The sequence below is a fragment of the Nocardia sp. NPDC004260 genome, from assembly GCF_053603155.1.
This window is the reverse complement of the sequence record NZ_JBSGEZ010000021.1, coordinates 41,622-61,720: the sequence shown is the minus strand read 5'-3', so window position 1 is coordinate 61,720 and position 20,099 is coordinate 41,622. Positions and strand designations below refer to the sequence as shown.

General features: G+C 68.8%; 18 protein-coding genes. 11 read left to right on the top strand and 7 right to left on the bottom strand.

Translation table 11 applies throughout. The features are described from left to right. The first annotated feature begins 14 nt into the window (after positions 1-14). The 8 genes from rnc (at position 15) to ACWEO7_RS14920 (ending at position 8,894) form a co-directional block, all read left to right on the top strand. A complete protein-coding gene (rnc, locus tag ACWEO7_RS14955; protein ID WP_452423739.1) occupies positions 15-728 on the top strand; it encodes a ribonuclease III in 714 nt (237 codons plus the stop codon). A 1-nt stretch (position 729) separates the two neighbouring features. Then, positions 730-1,590, top strand: a complete 861-nt coding sequence (mutM, locus tag ACWEO7_RS14950) for a bifunctional DNA-formamidopyrimidine glycosylase/DNA-(apurinic or apyrimidinic site) lyase (protein WP_452423737.1) — start codon at positions 730-732, stop codon at positions 1,588-1,590. A 64-nt stretch (positions 1,591-1,654) separates the two neighbouring features. Further along, complete coding sequence (locus ACWEO7_RS14945) at positions 1,655-2,236, top strand: dihydrofolate reductase family protein (protein ID WP_355069839.1); 582 nt, start codon at positions 1,655-1,657, stop codon at positions 2,234-2,236. A 28-nt stretch (positions 2,237-2,264) separates the two neighbouring features. After that, on the top strand, positions 2,265-3,302 hold the full coding sequence (locus ACWEO7_RS14940) for a PHP domain-containing protein (RefSeq protein WP_452423781.1): 1,038 nt from the start codon (positions 2,265-2,267) through the stop codon (positions 3,300-3,302). Positions 3,303-3,405: 103 nt separating this feature from the next. Beyond that, complete coding sequence (locus ACWEO7_RS14935; protein WP_452423735.1) at positions 3,406-4,932, top strand: PstS family phosphate ABC transporter substrate-binding protein; 1,527 nt, start codon at positions 3,406-3,408, stop codon at positions 4,930-4,932. A gap of 358 nt (positions 4,933-5,290) precedes the next feature. Next, positions 5,291-6,484: a glycosyltransferase family 4 protein gene (locus tag ACWEO7_RS14930; RefSeq protein ID WP_450019491.1), complete on the top strand. Its 1,194-nt coding sequence runs from the start codon at positions 5,291-5,293 to the stop codon at positions 6,482-6,484. Beyond that, entirely contained in the window at positions 6,481-8,610 is a 2,130-nt protein-coding gene (locus tag ACWEO7_RS14925) for an amylo-alpha-1,6-glucosidase (RefSeq protein WP_450019450.1), read from the top strand. The genes ACWEO7_RS14930 and ACWEO7_RS14925 overlap by 4 nt, the downstream gene beginning before the upstream one ends. 95 nt (positions 8,611-8,705) lie before the next feature. Next, positions 8,706-8,894: a hypothetical protein gene (locus ACWEO7_RS14920; protein ID WP_450019448.1), complete on the top strand. Its 189-nt coding sequence runs from the start codon at positions 8,706-8,708 to the stop codon at positions 8,892-8,894. Positions 8,895-8,969: 75 nt separating this feature from the next. On the opposite strand, the gene ACWEO7_RS14915 is transcribed toward ACWEO7_RS14920, so the two are convergent. The 7 genes from ACWEO7_RS14915 to ACWEO7_RS14885 form a co-directional block, all read right to left on the bottom strand. Then, complete coding sequence (locus ACWEO7_RS14915) at positions 8,970-9,425, bottom strand: DUF350 domain-containing protein (protein WP_379251499.1); 456 nt, start codon at positions 9,423-9,425, stop codon at positions 8,970-8,972. A 64-nt stretch (positions 9,426-9,489) separates the two neighbouring features. Continuing rightward, positions 9,490-10,656, bottom strand: a complete 1,167-nt coding sequence (locus tag ACWEO7_RS14910; RefSeq protein ID WP_452423734.1) for a glutathionylspermidine synthase family protein — start codon at positions 10,654-10,656, stop codon at positions 9,490-9,492. Next, positions 10,657-11,463 (bottom strand): hypothetical protein, encoded by an 807-nt coding sequence (locus ACWEO7_RS14905; RefSeq protein WP_452423732.1) that lies wholly within the window; start codon positions 11,461-11,463, stop codon positions 10,657-10,659. 31 nt (positions 11,464-11,494) lie between these two features. After that, entirely contained in the window at positions 11,495-11,773 is a 279-nt protein-coding gene (locus ACWEO7_RS14900; RefSeq protein WP_452423730.1) for an acylphosphatase, read from the bottom strand. Next, entirely contained in the window at positions 11,773-12,240 is a 468-nt protein-coding gene (locus ACWEO7_RS14895) for an OsmC family protein (RefSeq protein ID WP_452423729.1), read from the bottom strand. Before ACWEO7_RS14895 ends, ACWEO7_RS14900 begins: the two co-directional genes overlap by 1 nt. 98 nt (positions 12,241-12,338) lie before the next feature. Further along, positions 12,339-13,022, bottom strand: coding sequence for a response regulator (locus ACWEO7_RS14890; RefSeq protein ID WP_450019489.1), 684 nt, complete (start codon positions 13,020-13,022; stop codon positions 12,339-12,341). Positions 13,023-13,074: 52 nt separating this feature from the next. Continuing rightward, positions 13,075-15,615 (bottom strand): ATP-binding protein, encoded by a 2,541-nt coding sequence (locus ACWEO7_RS14885; RefSeq protein ID WP_452423727.1) that lies wholly within the window; start codon positions 15,613-15,615, stop codon positions 13,075-13,077. Between the two features lie 145 nt (positions 15,616-15,760). Between ACWEO7_RS14885 and ACWEO7_RS14880 the strand changes: the two genes are divergently transcribed. Genes ACWEO7_RS14880 through kdpB form a run of 3 tightly spaced genes read left to right on the top strand, consistent with a single transcriptional unit; the run spans position 15,761 to position 20,099 of the window. Continuing rightward, a complete protein-coding gene (locus tag ACWEO7_RS14880) occupies positions 15,761-16,273 on the top strand; it encodes a potassium-transporting ATPase subunit F (protein ID WP_452423725.1) in 513 nt (170 codons plus the stop codon). Next, positions 16,274-17,944, top strand: coding sequence for a potassium-transporting ATPase subunit KdpA (gene kdpA, locus ACWEO7_RS14875; protein ID WP_452423723.1), 1,671 nt, complete (start codon positions 16,274-16,276; stop codon positions 17,942-17,944). A gap of 1 nt (position 17,945) precedes the next feature. Further along, positions 17,946-20,099: a potassium-transporting ATPase subunit KdpB gene (gene kdpB / locus ACWEO7_RS14870; protein ID WP_452423721.1), complete on the top strand. Its 2,154-nt coding sequence runs from the start codon at positions 17,946-17,948 to the stop codon at positions 20,097-20,099.

Here is a 20,099-nt window from a genome sequence, read left to right as displayed (position 1 = left end):
TCTGTCGTAGCGACGTGACCGACGAACCCGACTCGTCCGGTGAACACGCGAGCCTGCTCGCCGCGTTGGGCGTCGACGTGCAGCCGGATCTGCTGCGTCTCGCACTGACTCATCGGTCGTACGCGTACGAGAACGGCGGTCTGCCGACGAACGAGCGTCTCGAGTTCCTCGGCGACTCCGTGCTCGGGCTGAGCATCACCGAACGGCTGTATCACGAGCACCCCTCGAAGTCCGAGGGTGAGCTGGCCAAACTGCGCGCGAGCGTGGTGAACATGCGCGCGCTGGCGGAGGTCGCCCGCGGGCTCGGCGAGGGCGGGCTCGGTGCCCACCTGCTGCTCGGTAAGGGCGAGGAGCTCACCGGCGGCCGCGACAAGGAGAGCATCCTCGCCGACGGCATGGAGTCGTTGCTCGGCGCCGTGCATCTGGAGCACGGCATCGAGGTGGCTCGCGCCGTGGTGCTGCGGCTGTTCGCCGAGCTGCTCGAGCGCGGACCGCGGATGGGCGCGGGCCTGGACTGGAAGACGAGCCTGCAGGAACTCACCGCCGAGCGTGGTCTCGGCGTGCCCAGCTACGAGATCACCTCGACCGGGCCGGACCACGACAAGGAGTTCACCGCCACCACGGTGATCGGCGGCCGGGCCTACGGGCAGGGTGTCGGACGGTCGAAGAAGGAAGCCGAGCAGAAGGCCGCGGGGACCGCCTACGAGGCGCTGACCGCCGAAACCTGACGTGCCCGAACTTCCCGAGGTCGAGGTCGTGCGGCGCGGGCTCGCCGAGCACGTGGTGGGCCGGATGATCGAATCGGTGGCGATCACCCATCCTCGCTCGGTGCGCCGCCATCTCGAAGGCGCCGCCGATCTCGCCGCACGACTGACCGGCCTGAAGGTCGAGTCGGCCGAGCGGCGCGGCAAATTCCTCTGGCTCACCTTCGATGATCCGGAGACGGCGCTCGTCGTGCATCTCGGCATGAGCGGTCAGATGCTGGTCCAGCCCGCGGAAGCGCCGCTGGAGAAGCACGCCCACATCCGCGCCACCTTCGGCGACGGCACCCAGCTGCGCTTCGTCGACCAGCGCACCTTCGGTGGCTGGGCGCTCGCGCCGCTGGTCGAGGTGGACGGCACCCTGGTGCCAGAGCCGGTCGCGCACATCGCTCGCGATCCGCTGGATCCGCGTTTCGACGCCGAATCCGTGGTCGCCGTCATCCGGGGCAAGCAGAGTGAGATCAAGCGCGTGCTGCTAGACCAAGGCGTGGTCTCCGGCATCGGCAACATCTACGCCGACGAGGCGCTGTGGCGGGCCGAGCTCCACGGGGGACGGACCGCCTCCGGGCTGTCCAGACCCGCGGTGCGCGGGTTGCTCGCCGAAGTCGGCGTCGTGATGGGCGAAGCGCTCGCCGCGGGCGGTACGTCGTTCGACGCACTCTATGTGAACGTCAATGGCCAGTCGGGCTACTTCGAACGCTCCCTGGCCGTATACGGTCGGGAGCACGAGCCGTGTCGCCGGTGTGGTGCGCCGATCATCCGCGAGCGGTTCATGAACCGCTCGTCCTACTCCTGCCCGCGCTGCCAGCCGAAGCCTCGTCGTCGTTAGCGCGGGCGAGCTACCGTTTTCTCAGGGCGGTTCGGAATGTCAGCCGACCGTGAGGAAGGGAAGCATGCGCAAGCTCACCTATTACGTCGCGTCGACGATTGACGGTTTCATCGCCACCGAGGACGGCTCGGTCGACTTCTTCCCGGTCGGCGGCGACCACGGTCCCTCGATCAACGCGCAGTATCCCGAGACGCTGCCGACCAAGGTGCGCGAGGCGATCGGGTTGGAGGAGCGCAACCGCTACTTCGACACGGTGCTGATGGGACGCAAGACGCACGACTTCGGCGTCCGCACCGGCACCTCCACTCCCTACGCGCATCTGCGGCAATTCGTCGTCTCGACCACCCTGCCCGAGAGTCCCGACGCGGCCGTGGAGCTGATCTCGGAGAACCCGATCGAGAAGGTTCGCGCACTCAAGCGGGAGAGCGGGCTGGGTATCTGGTTGTGCGGCGGCGGGGAACTGGCGCAGGCGCTGCTGCCGGAGATCGACCAGATCTTCCTCAAGCTCTACCCGATCGTGCTCGGCAGCGGCCGTGCGCTGTTCGGCGCCGGGTCGCGGCTGCCGGAACCGGCCAAGTTCCGGGTGATCACCAGCACGGTGTTCGAGGACGGGGTGGCCTTCGTCAAATACAGCCGGGTGCACTGACCCGGTGCCCGGTCAGGAATCGAGCGGGATGCCGGACGCCGCCGCGGCTCCCGGTCCGGAGGCGGCGCTGCGGGAGATCGGCTTCTGGCTGGAGCGCTCCCGGGCGGAGACCTACCGGGTGAAGGCCTACCGGCGCGCCGCCGACGTCGTCGCGGAGTTGTCCGCCGACGAGCGCGAGGCGCGCCGGGCGGCAGGCACTTGGACCGAGCTGGCCGGCATCGGGCCCAAGACCGCCGCCGTCATCGAGCAGGCGTACGCGGGCGTGGTGCCGCGGTACCTGGTCGAGTTGCGGGCGGCCGCGCAGCCGATCGGGGCGCCGGGCAAGCCGTTGCGCGAGCGACTGCGCGGCGATCTGCACACCCACTCGAACTGGTCCGACGGCGGCAGCCCGATCGAGGAGATGATGCGGGTCGCGGCCGCGCTCGGGCACGAGTATTGCGCCCTGACCGACCATTCCCCGCGCCTGACCGTGGCCAACGGCCTGTCCGCCGACCGGTTGCGCAGGCAGCTGGACGTGGTGGCCGAGCTCAACGACCGGATGGCGCCGTTCCGCATCCTGACCGGCATCGAGGTGGACATCCTCGACGATGGCACCCTCGATCAGCAGGCCGATCTGCTCGCCCGGTTGGACGTCGTCGTGGCCAGCGTGCATTCGCGTCTGCGCGACGACAGCGCGACCATGACCAAGCGCATGGCGTACGCGGTCGCCGATCCCAACGTCGACGTGCTCGGTCACTGCACCGGTCGCCTGGTCACGGGGGGACGCGGCACCAGGCCGGAGTCGACGTTCGACGCCGAGGTGGTGTTCGAGGCGTGCCGCACCTACGGCACCGCCGTGGAGATCAACAGCAGGCCCGAACGACTGGATCCGCCTTCGCGATTACTGCGCCTGGCCGCCGAGATGGGTTGTCACTTCTCGATCGACACCGACGCGCACGCACCCGGCCAGCTCGACTGGCAGGGGTACGGTTGCGAGCGCGCGCTCGCGAACGGCGTCGCGGCGGAACGGGTGATCAACACCTGGCCGCTGGCGGATCTGCTGGCGTGGACTCGCGCGCAAGCGTGACCGCGGGGTTAACTATTGCCGAACAATACGACTTCGCCTGTGCCCGAAGGCTATTGCGGCACAGAATAAGGGTCACACGAATCGCTGGGGGTGGGATCAACTGGTGGGCGACTTTCCGCTCGAAATCGTACTCGCGCTCATCGGTATCGCGGTGCCCATCGGCGCGTTCCTGTGGGAGTTCGTCTTCGCCGGCCGCAGGCGCCTGGGCTATCGGGTGCAGATGGACACGCCGGTCACCGGTGAGATCGAGTCGGTGTTCCCCGGTGTGCTCCCGCAACTGCGCCCCTCGCTCGACGGCGCCAGTCCGGACCTGAAGGACATCTCGGTCGTTCTGGTGCGCGTCGAGAACAGCGGTATCACGACCATCGACAGCCACGACTACAAAGCGCCGGAAGCCGCGCGGATCGGCCTGCATCTGCGTTTTCCGCAGCGCCGCGTGATCGGCATGGCGGTGAACGAACTCAGCGATCCCGCGTTGGCCGACAACCTTGACCCCGATTCCGGCATCGCGGTGCGCGAGGACACCGGCGGGCACATCGGTGTGATCGACCTGCCGAAGGTGCCGCTCGCCCCCGGCGATCACTACAAGATTCTGGCGATCCTGCAGCGTTCGGAGGGCGTGGGCGAATACCCGCCGCCGACGTTGCGCGGCGGCATCAAAGGCGGGCGGATCACCGAGACCCGCAGCCGCACCGGCGTTTCCCTGATGATGGTCGCGCTCACGGTCTTCTTGGTGCTGGTGATCGTCGTCCAGTTGGTGGTGTCCGCGCTGGAGCCGTCGCCGACCCCGCTGGAGTGCGCCTCCGGCAAACTGACCGTGATCGGGTCATCGGCGTTCGCCCAGGTGATCGAAGACGCCGCCGAGCAATATCGGAAGAGTTGCACCGGCGCCGATTTCAGCTACGGCTTCGGAGGATCCGAGCGCGGACTGGACCGGCTCGCCGAAGAAGGCGCGGGCAATCCCGGGTTGCTCGCCGTCACCGACGGTGCGAAGGGCGGCGGCTATCCGACACTGGTGCACCGGCCGCTGGCGTTGTCGCTGTTCACCATGATCGCGCATCCCGGCGTCGGCGTCCGCGATCTCACCGTCGCCCAGATCCAGGATCTGTTCCGGGGCAGGATCGGCAACTGGCGCGAGGTGGGCGGTCCGGACTTGCCGGTGGTGCTGGTCAACCGCATACCCGGCTCGGGCACGCGCACCATCTTCGAACGCAGGCTGCTCGGCGGCACGCAGCCGGAGCGCCCGCACGTGAGCTGCACGGCGTTGAAGGGCACGGTCGTCACCGCGCCCGCGCAGTGCGAGGTGCAGGTCACCGCCGACATGCGCAAAGCGGTGGCCGAAATACCAGGGGCCATCGGCTATTCGGAATTCTCCGAGGCCGTCGGCGCCGGTCTGCCGACCATCGCGATCGAGGGCGTCGGCGCGAGCCGGGACGCCGCCGTGCGGCGCGCCTATCCCTTGTGGGGCGTCGAGTACGCCTACAGCAACGGCGAGTTGCCCGGTGGGTCGCTCGCCGCGAGCTTCCTGCACTTCCTGACCGATCGGACCGGCAAAGAGGTGCTGCGCGCGCACGGCAACGCGCCGTGTGCCGACCTGCCCGATCCCGGTCGCTGCCTGCCGGATCAGTGACCCCCGACGTCGTCGCCATAGCCCGGCGGACAACGCGGGGCCACCGGACTACCCATCGGTAGCCGAACGAACGCTGCAGCAAGGGATTTTTCCCGAACTGTTTGGTTTGAACTGCACCCCCTGAGGTACCTCCCCCTCGGCCCCCCTGATCATGCCGACCGCGTGACCAGGCCAACCAAGCCCCATGGACGGCGGTGCAGCTAGGTCTTCACCTCCGCCGCGGGGGCCACTTAGCTCAGTTCGGCGCCCGGTACTCCGAGTGCTGGGTGAATGCGAGTGCTACTTGGTTGTCCCTGGAAGGAGGGTCATGAGCGCGCTTTCCGTGCCGATTTCCGCGCAGGCGTCGTCCGATCTGGAGATGCCGTCGTCCGACTACTTGTCGACAGATCGTTCCAGCGGCCCGTTTCGCATCGCGATGGTCGTGCCACCGTACTTCGACGTCCCGCCCAAGGCATACGGCGGCGTCGAGGCCGTGGTGGCCGATCTGGTCGACGCGCTGGTGGCTCGCGGCCACGACGTCACGCTGCTGGGCGCGGGGGAGCCGGGGACGAAGGCCAAGTTCGTGCCGGTGTGGGACCGGGCGCTGCCCGAACGCCTCGGAGAGCCGTTTCCCGAGGTCGTGCACGCGTTGCGGGTGCGCCGCGCGATCGAGAACCTCGCGGCCACTTCCGGTGTGGACCTGGTGCACGACCACACGTTCGCGGGGCCGCTCAACGCGACCGTCTTCCAGAACATGGGCCTTCCGACGGTGCTGACCGTCCACGGGCCGGTGGAAGACGATATCTACCGCTACTACCAGGATCTGGGCGACGAGGTCGCCTTGGTGGCGATCAGCGATCGCCAGCGCGAGCTAGCGCAGGGTCTCAACTGGTCCGGACGGGTGCACAACGCGCTGCACGTCGACGATTGGCCGTTCCGCGTCGAGAAGGACGACTACGCGCTGTTCCTAGGGCGGTTCAACGAGTGCAAGGCCCCGCACTTGGCGCTGGAAGCCGCGCACGCCGCGGGCATCCCGCTGGTGCTGGCCGGCAAGTGCAGCGAGCGTCCCGAGCAGGCCTATTTCGAGGAGAAGGTGCGGCCGCTGCTGACGGAAAACGATCACGTGTTCGGTCTCGCCGACGCGACGGCCAAGCGTAAGCTGCTTGCGAATGCGCGTTGCCTGTTGTTCCCGATTCGCTGGGAGGAACCGTTCGGCATGGTGATGATCGAATCCATGGTCTGTGGCACGCCGGTGGTCGCGCTGCGCGGCGGGGCGGTGTCCGAGGTGATCGTCGACGGCGTAACCGGCCGGATCTGTGAGGATCCCGCCGAGTTGCCCGCGGCCATCGAAGAGGTCAGGGCGCTGGATCCGTACGCCTGCCGGGCGCACGTGCAGGCCAAGTTCGGCTCCGACACGCTCGGTTTCGGGTACGAGCAGGTGTATCGCCGGGTCCTGCGCTCCAAGAAGCGGTCCGGGGCCGCGCCGCTCGACACCGCGGCGCCCGTGACCACGCCACTCGACGACCCGGCGCCCGCCTCGCCGATCCGGATCGCGGCGAGCGGCTTGGCGTGACCGATTCCGTACCGGTGAGCCCCGCCCCCCTGAATTCCGGTGAGTCGACCGGGTTCGGGGGGTGCGGCTCGGTAACCCTGGTGGAAGGCGGCACCTTCTGCCTGTCCAATCGGCTCGGCGACGTCGAACCGGGTAAGCCGCACGGCTTGTTCTTCCGGGACGCCCGCGTGCTGTCGCGCTGGGAGTTGCTGGTGAACGGCAAACCCGCCGAGTCGCTTTCGGTGCTCAGTCCGGAGGCGTTCGCCGCCAGGTTCGTGTTGCGCAGGCCCCCGCAGGCGGGCCTGGCCGACAGCACGTTGCTGGTGGTGCGCGAACGGATCGTGGCCGACGGCATGCACGAGCTGATCACGTTGGAGAACATGGGTCGCGAGCCCACCGCGGTGCTGCTGGAACTGCATGTGGACGCCGACTTCGTCGACCTGTTCGCGGTGAAGGAAGGACGCGCCGGACACGGGCGGGCGGACGTGACGGTCGCCGATGGGGAATTGGTGCTACACGATCACGCCGACCGCAGCCGGGGCATCTCGATCTCGGCGACCGTGGAGCCCGAGGTGATGCCCGGTTCGTTGCTGTGGCGGGTGATCGTGCCGGTCGGCGAATGCTGGCAGGCCGAGATCATCGCCCAGCCGACCGTGGGCAACCAGCGTTTCCAGGCGATCTCGCCGGGCGAGCACTACAACGTCAGCGCGCCGGGCCGCAAGATCGAGGCGTGGCGTGACACCGCCACCGACATCGCCGCGTCCGATCCGGCGCTCACCCGGGTGCTGCGCCGCAGCGAGAGCGACTTGGGGGCCTTGCAGATGCACGACGAATCCGGCGACGCCCGGCCTTTCGTCGCCGCGGGCGCGCCGTGGTTCATGACCCTGTTCGGCCGCGACAGCCTGCTCACCGCGTGGATGGCGCTGCCGCTGGAGGTGGATCTGGCGCTGGGCACGCTGCAGCAGCTGGCCGAACTGCAAGGGCAGGACGTGAACCCGCTCACCGAGGAGGAACCCGGCCGCATCATGCACGAGATGCGCCGCGGGCCCGCGGGCGGACAGGTGTTCGGCGGCCATATCTACTACGGAACTGCCGACGCCACACCGCTGTTCGTGATGCTGCTGGCCGAATGTCATCGCTGGGGCGCCGATCCGGAGGCGATCCGGCACTTGCTGCCCGCCGCCGACGCCGCGCTGCACTGGATCACCGACTACGGCGACCGGGACGGAGACGGCTTCGTCGAGTACCGCCGCGCCACCGATCGCGGCCTGATCAACCAGGGGTGGAAGGACAGCTTCGACGGAATCAACGACGCCACCGGCCATATCGCCGAAGCGCCCATCGCGCTGTGCGAGGTGCAGGGATACGTGCACGCCGCGATGCTGGCCAGGGCCGAACTGGCGGAGGCTTTCGACGACTTGCGGTTGGCCGGCCAGCTGCGCGAACGCGCCGCGGAGTTGCGCGTCAAGTTCGCCGAACAGTTCTGGCTGCCCGACCGCGGCTGGTATGCCGTGGCGCTGGACGGCGGCAAGCGCCAGGTCGACGCGCTGACCAGCAATGTCGCGCACTGCCTCTGGTCGGGCATCGCCACCGACGAGCACGCGGCGGAGCTGGTGTCGCGGATGGCGGCCCCGGAGATGGATTCTGGCTTCGGGCTGCGCACGCTGGCGTCGAACATGGGCGCCTACAACCCGATGAGCTATCACTGCGGCTCGGTCTGGCCGCACGATACGGCGATCGCGGTGGCGGGGCTGCTGCGCTACCGGCACGTTCCCGGCGCGGTGGAACTGGCCACTCGGCTGGCCACCGGCCTGTTGGACGCGGCCGCGGTATTCGACGGCCGCTTGCCGGAGCTGTTCTGCGGCTTCCCTCGGTCTCGATTCGCCACGCCCGTGCCGTATCCGACGTCCTGCTCGCCGCAGGCGTGGGCCAGCGCGGCGCCGCTGTTGCTGGTGCGCGCGTTCCTCGGGCTCGATCCCGACGCGCCGACCAGGACGCTCACCGTTCGACCGCAGCTGCCCGCGCGGTGGGGCAAGGTGTCGCTGCGCGCACTGCGGCTCGGTGCGACCACCGTCGACCTCGAGGCAGAAGGCGCGCAGATCACCGCGGCGCGCCTGCCCGACGACTGGCGGTTGGTGACCCGATGACCCGCACCGATTGCCGCGGGGCGGGAGCGGGTATGCCCCCGAAGTAAGGACATTGCAAGCCTTCTCGCACTGATACGCAGCACGGGAGGTGCACGATGCAGACATCGCTGGACATACAGGATCTGTGGCGGACCCGGTACCGGGACTGTTCCGCGGAGCCGTCGACGGATCTCGATATGGATCGCGCGTTGTTCATTCGCAGCGTGCACGCCGGTCACGGCCCGGAGTGCCGCCAATATCTCGCGGCGGCGGCGTACTGTCTCGCCCACGGCGACGAGAACTGAACCATCGGCTGCACTCGGAACGCGGTGTCGGCAGGGCACCGAGCGTCCTGCCGACACCACGCACCGCCGTGACGCCTACAGGATCGCGAAGGCGACCACGAGCCCGAGCGCGAAATGCGCGGCCGCCACCACGAGCACCTCGGTGGTGTAGGTGTCGGCGTGCAGTGCGGCGCCGATGTCGATGCCGAGCGCCCGTTCGATGACGCGCACCGAGATGACCTGCGCGACAATGCCGACCAGGCCGAACACCAAGGCGGCGATCAGGCCCTCGGAGAGCTTGCCGCCGCTGCCCACGGCGAAGATGGCGAGCACGACGATGAACGCCATGCTGATCATGCCCGCCGCGGTGACGATGACGGCGTTCGGCTTGCCCGCCACCACCAGCTTGCGCAGCTTGCCCGGCGTGGTCAGGTCGATGGCGTAAAAACCGACGAGCATGAGCACCAAGCCGACGAGGGCATAGAGGACGATCGCTCCCACGCCCTCGCCGAGCGAGTTCCAGTACCCCGATTCCAGGGCGACTGCGGTCATCTTGATCCTTCCGAGATGGATCGGCATGCGGCCGAGATGGGTTCGTGCTTGACGGTAACGATGCTCAGTCGGTGGCGATGCGATGCGGGACGAATGCGGAGCCGTCGTCGGTGATCAGTCCCGCGGTCTCGCGGATACCCAGCCCCGCCGCGGCGTCCCCGACGATCCACGCGCCGAGCACCGGACGCATGTCGTCGAATTCCGGCAGCGGATCGAGCAGTTGGTACACGTAGCCTTCCTCGCCGTAGACGCCGCCGGTCGCGGTCTCCAGTCCGGCGCCGACGATCGTCATGTTGGCGCCCTCGCGTCCCAGCTTCGGTTTGCGGATGTACTCGGTGAGCTCGTTGGGCTGGTCGAGGTAGGCGGGCAGCAGATTCGGGTGACCCGGGTACATCTCCCACAGCACCGCCAGGATCGCCTTGTTGCTCAGCAGCGTCTTCCACAGCGGTTCGATCCACATGGTCTCCGGCAGGCTGTCCACGACGCGTTTACCGAAATCGTCGTCGAGCACCCATTCCCACGGGTAGAGCTTGAAGACCGCCTCCATCGGGGCCTCCGCCAGGTCGACGAAACGGTCCAGCTCGGAATCGAATCCGATCTCCTCGATCGGCAGCGCGATGGTGTCGAAACCGGCCTCGGCCGCGGTCTCCTGCAGGTAGGCGGTGGTGACGTTGTCCTCGCCGGTGGCGTCCGCACCGGACCAGGTGAAGTGCAGCTGCGACGTGGGCAGCACGTCGCGCAACTCGCCCCACCGTTCGACCAGCTTCTCGTGCAACGAGTTCCACTGGTCGCCGCCGGGGTAGCGGTCGGTCAGCCAGTGCCACTGCACGATCGCCGCCTCCAGCAGCGAGGTCGGCGTGTCGGCGTTGTACTCCAATAGTTTCGCCGGACGCCGTGCGTCGTAGCGCAGGTCGAAACGCCCGTAGACGTGCGGATCAGAACGCCGCCAGGATTCGGCGATCGGGCCCCAACTCCATTCGGGCAGGCCGAAATCGGCGTACCGCTCGGTGAGCACGACGTGCTCCACCGCGTTCAGGCACATCGAGTGCAGGAGTTCGACGTCGGCCTCCAAGGCGAGGATCTCCGACATCTCGAACTCGTAGTGCACCGACTCGTCCCAGTACGGCCGCGGCTGACCGCTCGCGTCCCGCCCCGGGGCACCGTAGACCAGGCCTTGGCTCTCGATGATCTGCTGCCAGCCCGGCCGGGGCGTATCCCGTACACGCCGCATCTACGATCCTCCGCCGCTCTTGCTACCCAGACCGCCGCGCTGGATGGTGGTGCCGCTCTTGGTCTTGATCTCGGCGCTCTTCGGCTTGATCGTGGTGCCGCCGATGGGCGGTTTGCCGATCGTGCCGGTGCCGCCGTAGTAGTAGCGGTACTGCGGCCCGCCGCCGAGGATGATCAAACCGGGATTGAGGCCGGTGTCGTTGACGAAGCCAGGACGGCCGTCGCCGCAGTAGGAGTCGTCGACCACGATTTCTTGGCCGTTCTCGGTCTTCACGCACTGGGCCGTAACCCGGTCCGGGGCAGCCAAGGCGCGATAGGCCAGATAGCCACCGCCGACCAGGGCAGCGACGCCGACGATGGCGACACCGCCGATCATGACGCGTTTGCGGGTGCGCTTCTTGGCCTCCTCGGCCGCGGCGGCCGCGCGCTGGACTTCCTCGGCGCGCTTGCGCGCCTTGTCGCGCGCTCGTGCCTCGGCCACCGTGGGCGGACGGGGGCGGGTCACGCCCGCCTCTTGGCGTTGGATACTGCCGGGGCGAGGAGGGGGCGCGGCGGGCGGCCGATCGGCGGGACCGCCCCCGCTCGACGGCACCGAAGTGGGCGTCGACCAGTCGTTTCCGGGCTGATCGGCGTCACCCGATGCGGAGGTGGGGGTCGATCGGTCGGCGCCACCGGCGGCAGGTGTCGACCTGTCCTGTTCGTCGCCGGACGTCGGCGTCGGCGGTTGCCGGTCCTCGGCCGGGCGCTGTGGGCCGGACGGCCGCTCGGGCTCGTCCCGGCGCTGGTCACCCGGATCTCGCGTGCTCATCGCTGCGCCCCCCTCGTCGCCCGAACCACCACTACCGCTCCTCGAAACCGGTCAAATCACCCCGCGCGGGCTCCCAGCTTTCCACAACCAACCTGACCTGACCAGGTGTGTCCTCGGAACGCAAGAGGGCCAGCAACCGCTCACAAGCCGGCCGTGGACCTTCGGCGACCACGTGCACGCGGCCGTCCCTGGCATTCGTCGCATGCCCGGCCAGTCCCAATTCGAGCGCGCGGGACCGGGTCCACCAGCGGAAACCGACGCCCTGAACCAGTCCGTGCACCCAGGCGCTCAACCGAACGGGCTCGTCCATCAGGCCTCGATGTCGAACGACAGCGTCACCTTCGATCCCGCTCGCAACGTCCGCCCCACGGTGCAGACCTTGTCGATCGCGCGCTGCACGGTGACCAGCAATCGTTCGCGGGCCTCCTCGTCCAGGTCGCTGAGGTCGAGTTCGAACACTTCGTCCAGCTGCGGGTAGACCTCGTTCTCCCGGTCGGCGTCGCCGGAGACGCGAATGGTGGCGTCGAAGTTGTCGCCGAGTCTGCGCGACAGCGGGAAGTCCGCGCTCAAGCCGGAGCAGGCGGCGAGCGCGATCTTCAGCAGCTCGCCGGGGGTGAACACACCGGGGACGCCTTGCGAACCGATCAGGACCTCGGCGCCGCGGGAGCTGCGGCCGGTGTAGGCCCTGGTCCCGGTGCGCTCGACCCACAACGTGGTCGGCTCCGGCGCGCTCGGCGCCGCGGGGGCGGTGACGGGTGTAGCGGTCTGTTCAGCCATGGGTTCGATCCTGCCATTGTCGTCGCAATCAGTTCGCGGGCCTGGCAACGCCGCGCGCGGACGGGCCATTCCGCGCGGTCGGCGGACCGTGGCCGGGATTACTCCTGGAACCGGTATCCCATGCCCGCCTCGGTGAGCAGGTGCTTGGGGCGTGACGGGTCGTCCTCCAGTTTGCGGCGCAATTGCGCCAGATAGACCCGAAGGTAATGGGTCTCGGTGGCGTACGACGGGCCCCACACCTCCCGCAGCAGCTCGCGCCGCCCGACCAGCTTGCCGCGATTGCGCACCAGCATTTCGAGCATGCCCCACTCGGTGGGGGTCAGGTGCACGGTCTCGCCGCGTTTGGTGACCTTCTTGGCGGCCAGGTCGACGGTAAACGAGTCGGTGGTCACCACCGGCGCCGAGGCGTCGGGATCGGTGACGCCGCGCCGGACCGCGGCGCGCAGCCGGGCCAGCAGTTCGTCCATGCCGAACGGTTTGGTGACGTAGTCGTCGGCGCCCGCGTCGAGCGCTTCGACCTTGTCGGCGGAATCCGTCCGCGCCGACAGCACGATCACCGGCGCCGAGGTCCAGCCGCGCAATCCGGCGAGCACCTCGATGCCGTCCATGTCGGGCAGGCCGAGATCGAGGATCACGACGTCCGGATGCCGGTCGGCCGCCGCGCGCAGGCCCGCGCTGCCGGTCGCCGCGGTGATCACCTCATAGCCGCGGACCGAGAGATTTATTCGCAACGCGCGCACGATCTGCGGTTCGTCGTCGACCACGAGCACCTTCGTCGCCACCGCATCGGGCGTCTTCGTCACAACCGCCGCCTCCTGTGTCGTCGCGGACACCTCACTCACCCGCGCTCGTCGTCTCGTGTGCCACGCCCGTGCCGTTCGCGTCCGGTGCCTCGCCGCCGGGCAAGTCGACCAGCATGGTCAATCCTCCACCGGGTGTGGGCTCGGCGTGCACGGTGCCGCCCATCGCTTCGACGAACCCGCGCACCACCGACAGGCCGAGCCCGACGCCGGTCGTGTTGTCCCGGTCGCCGCGCCGTTGGAAAGGCTCCAACAATTGCTCCTCGGTGCCGTGCGGCACGCCGGGACCGGTGTCGACGACCGCGATCGCGACCCGGTCGCCCGCGCGTTCGGCGGTGACGCGGACCGTGCCCGCGCGTGGGGCGTGCCGCAGCGCGTTGTCGATCAGATTGGCCAGCACCCGTTCCAGCAGGCCGCTGTCGGCGAGCACCGAGACGTCGCCGACCTCGACCCGCACCCGGTCCATCGCCGCGCGCCGCAGCCCGCGCGCGCCCATCCCGACGCTCACCAGCGCGCGGTGTACCGCCTCGTCCAGGTAGACCCGCCGCACCTGCGGCGTGACCACGCCGACCGCGAGCCGGGAGGAGTCGAGCAGATTGCCGACCAGCGCGGTGAGCTGATCCACCGACTCCTCGATGGTCTCCAGCAGTTCGGCGGTGTCCTCCGGGGAGAACTCGATGTCGTCGCTGCGCAGGCTGGAAACCGCCGCTTTGGCGCCTGCCAGCGGGGTGCGCAGGTCGTGGCCGACCGCCGAGAGCAACGCCCGCCGCAGGCGATCGGCCTCCAGCAGGGCCGCGGCGGCGCTGGCCTCCTCGGCCAGGCGAGCCTGCCGGACCAGAGCTACGGCCTGGTTGGTGACCGCGTTCAGCACCGGACGGTCGGCGACCGCCAGCGGGCGGCCGGCCAGCAGCAACCAGTGCACGGCATCGCCCGCCTCGACCACGGTGTCCGCGTCGGAGGGCCGCCGCGGTGGGCCCACTCCCACCTCGGCGAGAACCTGGTCACCCGACACCAGGGCGACCGCGCGCTGCCCGAACACCTCCCTGATCTGTTCGAGCAGCCGGGGCAGATCCGCGCCGTGCAGGATCGCGCCGGAGAACATGGTCAGCAGCTCGGCCTGCCGGGAAGCCTTGCGCGCCTGCGCGGTTCGCTTCGCGGCCAGATCGACCAGGGCGGCCACCGCGACGGCGACGATGAGCAGCACCACCACGGTGATGAAGCTGTTCGGCTCGGCGATGGTCAGGCTGTAGCGCGGTGGCGCGAAGAACCAGTTCAGCAGCAGGCCCGACAGCAGCGCCGAGAAGGAGGCGGGTACGACCCCGCCGAGCAGCGCGACAGCGACCACGCCCACCACGAACACGGCACTGATGCCGCCGAGATCCAGCACCGAGTCGAGGTAGGCGGCGCTCAGCGCGCACACCAGGGCCGGTACGGCGACGGCGGCGAGCCACGCCGCCACCGGGCGGCGCGGATGCAGGGCCGCGTACCGGAATCCGCGGTGGGCCTCCTCGTGCGTCACCATGTGCACGTCGATCTTGCCGGAGCGTTGCACCACCGTGGAGCCGATGCCCTCATCGAAGATGCGCGCCCACCGCGAGCGACGGGAGGTGCCGAGCACCAGCTGGGTGGCGTTCGCCTCTCGGGCGAACTCGAGCAGGGCGGTGGGCACGTCCTCGCCGGTGACCGTGTGCAGGGAGGCATCCAGGCTGGCTGCCAGCTCGCGCAGCCGGGCCAGCCGCTCGGTGGAGACCCCGGCCAGGCCGTCACCGCGCACCACGTGCACGACCACCAGATCGGCGCTGGATTTGGTGGCGATCCGACCGGCCCGGCGCACGATCGTCTCCGATTCCGGACCGCCGGTCACGGCGACCACGACGCGCTCGCGCGCCTCCCACAGTTCGGTGATCCTGTGGTCGGCCCGGTACTTGGCCAGCGCGGCGTCGACCTGATCGGCCAGCCACAGCAGCGCCAGTTCGCGCAGCGCGGTGAGGTTCCCCGCGCGGAAGTAGTTCCGCAGCGCCGCGTCGATCTTTTCGGCGGCGTAGACGTTTCCGTGGGAAAGCCTGCGCCGCAGCGCTTCCGGTGTGATGTCGACCAGCTCCACCTGGTCCGCCCCGCGCACCACGGCGTCGGGCACCGTCTCGCGCTGCTGGATCCCGGTGATCTGCTCCACGACGTCGTTGAGGCTCTCCAGATGCTGCACGTTGACCGTGGAGATCACGTCGATCCCCGCGTCGAGCAGCTGCGCCACGTCCTGCCAGCGCTTCTCGTGCGTGCTGCCGGGCACGTTGGTGTGCGCCAGCTCATCGACCAGTACCACCGCGGGGGCGCGGCGCAACACCGCCTCGACGTCGACTTCTTGGAACGTGCTACCGCGATATTCGATCAGCTTCGGGGGGATGCGTTCGATGCCATCGAGCAGTTCCGCGGTTTTCTCCCTGCCGTGTGTTTCGACCACCGCGGCTACCACGTCGCGACCGCGCTCCAGTCGCCGGTGCGCCTCGCCGAGCATGGCGTAGGTCTTGCCGACTCCCGGCGCGGCGCCGAGGTAGATACGCAGCTGACCGCGTTTCACGCCTTCATCATCGCGCGTCGCGCCGCCCCGGCCGAACACCCCTGGGTCGTCCCGGCGCGCTGCGCCACGTCACCGCCGCACATCATCGGTCTCGATCCGCACCGGTTGTAGCCGCGGCGTCTGCGCACGAGCGCCGAATGCGCGAATGACCAGCGCGCAGCAGACGAATGCGACGACAAAGATCACTGCCGACATTGCGATCCTCTCTTCCTTCCCGGCTGGACGGCGCCGGTCGCGCTGGAATCGTCCGCCTGGCCGGCTCTCCACTTCTACCGCCGCCAGGCGGGCCGACCTCGATTTTTACGGTGTGTTGACGGTCCGCCCGTGTTCCTTGACGCCATACTTGCGGGCATCTCGGGTCCGTCAACGAACCGCAAATGCCAGGTGCCGGGGCGTCAAGAAGTCGTCAGGAAACGACCGGACGCGCCATCGGGGCGCTTCACTCGCTCTGTCGCGCCGAAGCCCGGCGCGCGGATGGAGGTTGTCGAGTTATGTCGGTCGTGGTGTTCACCGCACTCACCGTGGCGGCGTTCGCGCTGCTGGGGTTGGTCCAGCGCGGGGTGGAGAAGTTGTGACCGCGAACCTGATCGGTCTCGTTCTCGCCGCGGGCGTCGCGGTCTACCTGGTCGCGGCGCTGCTGTTTCCCGAGAGGTTCTGAGTGAGCACGACAACCGCGGGGATCGCCTTCGTGGCCTCCCTGATCTCGGCGCTCGCGCTGGTACACGTGCCGCTGGGCGACTACATGTACCGGGTCTACGAGGGACGTGCGCATTCTCGCGTCGAACGTCTCGTCTATCGCGCGATAGGCGCGCATCCCGAAGTCGAGCAGCCCTGGCCCGTGTACGCGCGCAGTGTGCTGGCCTTCTCGGCGGTCGGCATTCTCTTCCTCTTCTTCTTCCAGCTCGTGCAAGGCAGGTTGCCCCTGCACCTGAACGATCCGGGCACCGAGATGACCCCCGCGCTGGCGTGGAACACCGCGGTCAGCTTCGTGACGAACACCAACTGGCAGAACTACTCCGGTGAATCCACTCAGGGGCACCTCGTGCAGATGGCCGGGCTGGCCGTGCAGAACTTCGTCTCGGCGGCGGTCGGCATGGCGGTGGCCGTGGCACTGGTGCGCGGTTTCGCTCGCAGGCACACCGGTGACCTCGGCAACTTCTGGGTGGACCTGGTGCGCGGCACGCTGCGCATCCTGCTGCCGATCGCGTTCGTCTTCGCCCTCGTGCTGGTGGCGGGCGGCGCGATCCAGAACTTCCACCTGCACGACCAAGTGGCGCACACGCTGGGCGGCACCGAGCAGACCATCACGGGCGGCCCGGTCGCCAGCCAAGAGGTGATCAAGGAACTCGGCACCAACGGCGGCGGCTTCTACAACGCCAACTCCGCGCACCCGTTCGAGAACCCGGCCACCTGGACCAACTGGGTGGAGATCTTCCTGCTGCTGGTGATCAGCTTTTCGCTGCCGCGCACCTTCGGTCGGATGGTGGGCAGCCGCAAGCAGGGCTACGCGATCGTCGCCGTGATGGGGACGATCGCACTGCTCAGCGTCACGCTGACCAACCTGTTCCAGCTCCAGCACCACGGCACGGTGCCGACCGCGATCGGCTCCTCGATGGAGGGCGTGGAACAGCGCTTCGGTGTGGCGAATTCGGCCACCTTCGCCGGTGCGACCACCCTGACCTCCACCGGCGCGGTCGATTCGTTCCACGATTCCTACACCAGCCTCGGCGGTCTGATGACGATGTTCGACATGCAGCTGGGCGAGGTCGCGCCGGGCGGCACCGGGTCCGGCCTGTACGGCATGCTGATCCTGGCGGTGATCACGGTGTTCGTCGCTGGCCTCATGGTCGGTCGCACCCCGGAGTATCTGGGCAAGAAGATCACGCCGCGCGAGATCAAATTGGCCGCGTCGTACTTCCTGATCAGCCCGCTGATCGTGCTGGTCGGCACGGCCGCCGCGATGGCGATGCCGGGCCCGCGCGCGAGCATGCTCAACTCCGGGCCGCACGGACTGTCGGAGGTGCTCTACGCGTTCACCTCGGCCGCCAACAACAACGGCTCCGCTTTCGCGGGCCTGACCGGCAACACCGAGTGGTACAACACCGCGCTGGGCCTGGCCATGCTCTTCGGGCGCTTCCTGCCGATCATCTTCGTGCTCGCGCTGGCCGGTTCGCTCGCGCGGCAGGGCACCACTCCCGCATCGATCGGCACGCTGCCGACCCATCGTCCGCAGTTCGTCGGCATGGTCGTCGGCGTGACGGTGATCCTGGTCGCGCTCACCTTCCTGCCCGCGCTGGCGCTCGGGCCGCTCGCCGAAGGAATCCACTGACATGTCGAGTCCCGCAATCGATGAGAACGTCTCGGGACAGGCCGAGCCCGAGCGGTCGCGGGGCAAGAGTGTCCCGAACGGCGTGCTCGATCCCAAGATGCTGCTGACCTCGTTGCCGGACGCGGTACGCAAGCTCGATCCGCGCACGCTGTGGCGCAATCCGGTGATGCTGATCGTCGAGCTGGGCGCGGTGTGGTCGACCGTGCTCGCGCTGGCGGACCCGACCTTCTTCGCTTGGGCGATCGTCGTGTGGCTGTGGCTCACAGTGATCTTCGCGAACCTTGCCGAGGCCGTCGCGGAGGGGCGCGGCAAGGCGCAGGCCGACACGCTGCGCAAGGCGAAGACCGACACCGTCGCGCGGCGACTGGTCGACTGGTCGCCGGGCGCGCGGGTGGTCGAGGAACGCGTCGCGGCCCCGGACCTGCGCCGCGGCGATCACGTCGTGGTCGAGGCGGGGCAGGTGATCCCCGGTGACGGCGACGTCGTCGAAGGCATCGCCTCGGTCGACGAGTCGGCGATCACCGGTGAATCCGCGCCGGTGATCCGGGAATCCGGCGGTGACCGGTCGGCGGTGACCGGCGGTACCACCGTGCTGTCGGACCGGATCGTCGTCCGGATCACGCAGGAACCGGGGCAGAGCTTCATCGACAAGATGATCGCCCTGGTGGAGGGGGCCAGCAGGCAGAAGACCCCGAATGAGATCGCGCTGAACATCCTGTTGGCGGCGTTGACGATCATCTTCGTCTTCGCGGTGGTCACGCTGCAGCCGATGGCGATCTTCAGCAAGTCGAACAATCCGGGCGTGCCGGACACCGTGGCGCTGGACGCGCACGGCGTCACCGGCATCGTGCTGGTCTCGTTGCTGGTGTGCCTGATCCCCACGACCATCGGCGCGCTGCTGTCGGCGATCGGGATCGCGGGCATGGATCGCCTGGTGCAGCGCAATGTGCTCGCCATGTCCGGGCGGGCCGTCGAGGCGGCCGGAGACGTGAACACCTTGCTGCTGGACAAGACCGGCACCATCACGCTCGGCAACCGCCAGGCGGCGGATTTCGTCCCGGCGCCCGGCGTGAGCAAGGCGGTACTGGCCGACGCCGCACAGCTTTCCAGTCTGGCCGACGAGACCCCGGAGGGCCGCTCGGTCGTGGTCTACGCCAAACAAGCCTACGGCCTGCGGGAGCGCACACCGGGCGAGCTGAGCCACGCGCGGTGGGTGGAGTTCACCGCGCAGACCCGGATGTCCGGCGTCGACGTCGGGGGCCGTCTGCTGCGCAAGGGCGCCGCGAGCGCGGTCACCGAATGGGTGCGATCGCAGGGGGGTTCGGTGCCGGCGGAACTCGGCGCCACCGTCGACGGCATCTCCGCCGCGGGCGGCACGCCGCTTGTCGTCGGCCAGGTCGACGGCGGTGCCGCCCGGGTGCTCGGCGTGATCCACCTCAAGGATGTGGTGAAACAGGGCATGCGCGAGCGGTTCGACGAGATGCGCAGCATGGGCATCCGCACGGTGATGATCACCGGCGACAACCCGTTGACCGCGAAGGCGATCGCGGACGAGGCGGGGGTCGACGACTTCCTCGCCGAGGCGACGCCGGAGGACAAGCTGGCGCTGATCAAACGGGAGCAGGAGGGCGGACGGCTGGTCGCGATGACCGGCGACGGCACCAACGACGCGCCCGCGCTGGCGCAGGCCGATGTGGGCGTCGCGATGAACACCGGAACGTCGGCCGCCAAAGAGGCGGGCAACATGGTCGATCTGGATTCCGATCCGACCAAGCTGATCGAGATCGTGGAGATCGGCAAGCAACTGCTCATCACGCGTGGCGCGCTGACGACGTTCTCCATCGCCAACGACATCGCGAAGTACTTCGCGATCATCCCCGCCCTGTTCGTGACACTGTTTCCCGGCCTGGACCTGCTCAACGTCATGCGGCTGTCCAGTCCGCAGTCGGCGATCCTGTCCGCGGTGATCTTCAACGCCGTCGTCATCGTGGCGCTGATCCCGCTGGCGCTGCGCGGTGTGCGCTACCGGCCGTCGAACGCGTCGAAACTGTTGAGCCGCAACCTGACCGTCTACGGGCTCGGCGGCATCATCGCGCCGTTCCTCGGCATCAAACTCATCGACCTCGTGGTCCAGTTCCTCCCCGGGATGTCCTGA

Bases quoted from the DNA above. Each gene is read 5' to 3' on its own strand.
- ACWEO7_RS14945 (WP_355069839.1), top strand. From the start codon at position 1,655: ATGCGCAAGCTCACCTATTACGTCGCGTCGACGATTGACGGTTTCATC.
- ACWEO7_RS14940 (WP_452423781.1), top strand. From the start codon at position 2,265: ATGCCGGACGCCGCCGCGGCTCCCGGTCCGGAGGCGGCGCTGCGGGAG.
- ACWEO7_RS14930 (WP_450019491.1), top strand. From the start codon at position 5,291: ATGCCGTCGTCCGACTACTTGTCGACAGATCGTTCCAGCGGCCCGTTT.
- ACWEO7_RS14920 (WP_450019448.1), top strand. From the start codon at position 8,706: ATGCAGACATCGCTGGACATACAGGATCTGTGGCGGACCCGGTACCGG.
- ACWEO7_RS14915 (WP_379251499.1), bottom strand. From the start codon at position 9,425: ATGACCGCAGTCGCCCTGGAATCGGGGTACTGGAACTCGCTCGGCGAG.
- ACWEO7_RS14910 (WP_452423734.1), bottom strand. From the start codon at position 10,656: ATGCGGCGTGTACGGGATACGCCCCGGCCGGGCTGGCAGCAGATCATC.
- ACWEO7_RS14905 (WP_452423732.1), bottom strand. From the start codon at position 11,463: ATGAGCACGCGAGATCCGGGTGACCAGCGCCGGGACGAGCCCGAGCGG.
- ACWEO7_RS14900 (WP_452423730.1), bottom strand. From the start codon at position 11,773: ATGGACGAGCCCGTTCGGTTGAGCGCCTGGGTGCACGGACTGGTTCAG.
- ACWEO7_RS14895 (WP_452423729.1), bottom strand. From the start codon at position 12,240: ATGGCTGAACAGACCGCTACACCCGTCACCGCCCCCGCGGCGCCGAGC.
- ACWEO7_RS14880 (WP_452423725.1), top strand. From the start codon at position 15,761: ATGACCAGCGCGCAGCAGACGAATGCGACGACAAAGATCACTGCCGAC.
- kdpB (WP_452423721.1), top strand. From the start codon at position 17,946: ATGTCGAGTCCCGCAATCGATGAGAACGTCTCGGGACAGGCCGAGCCC.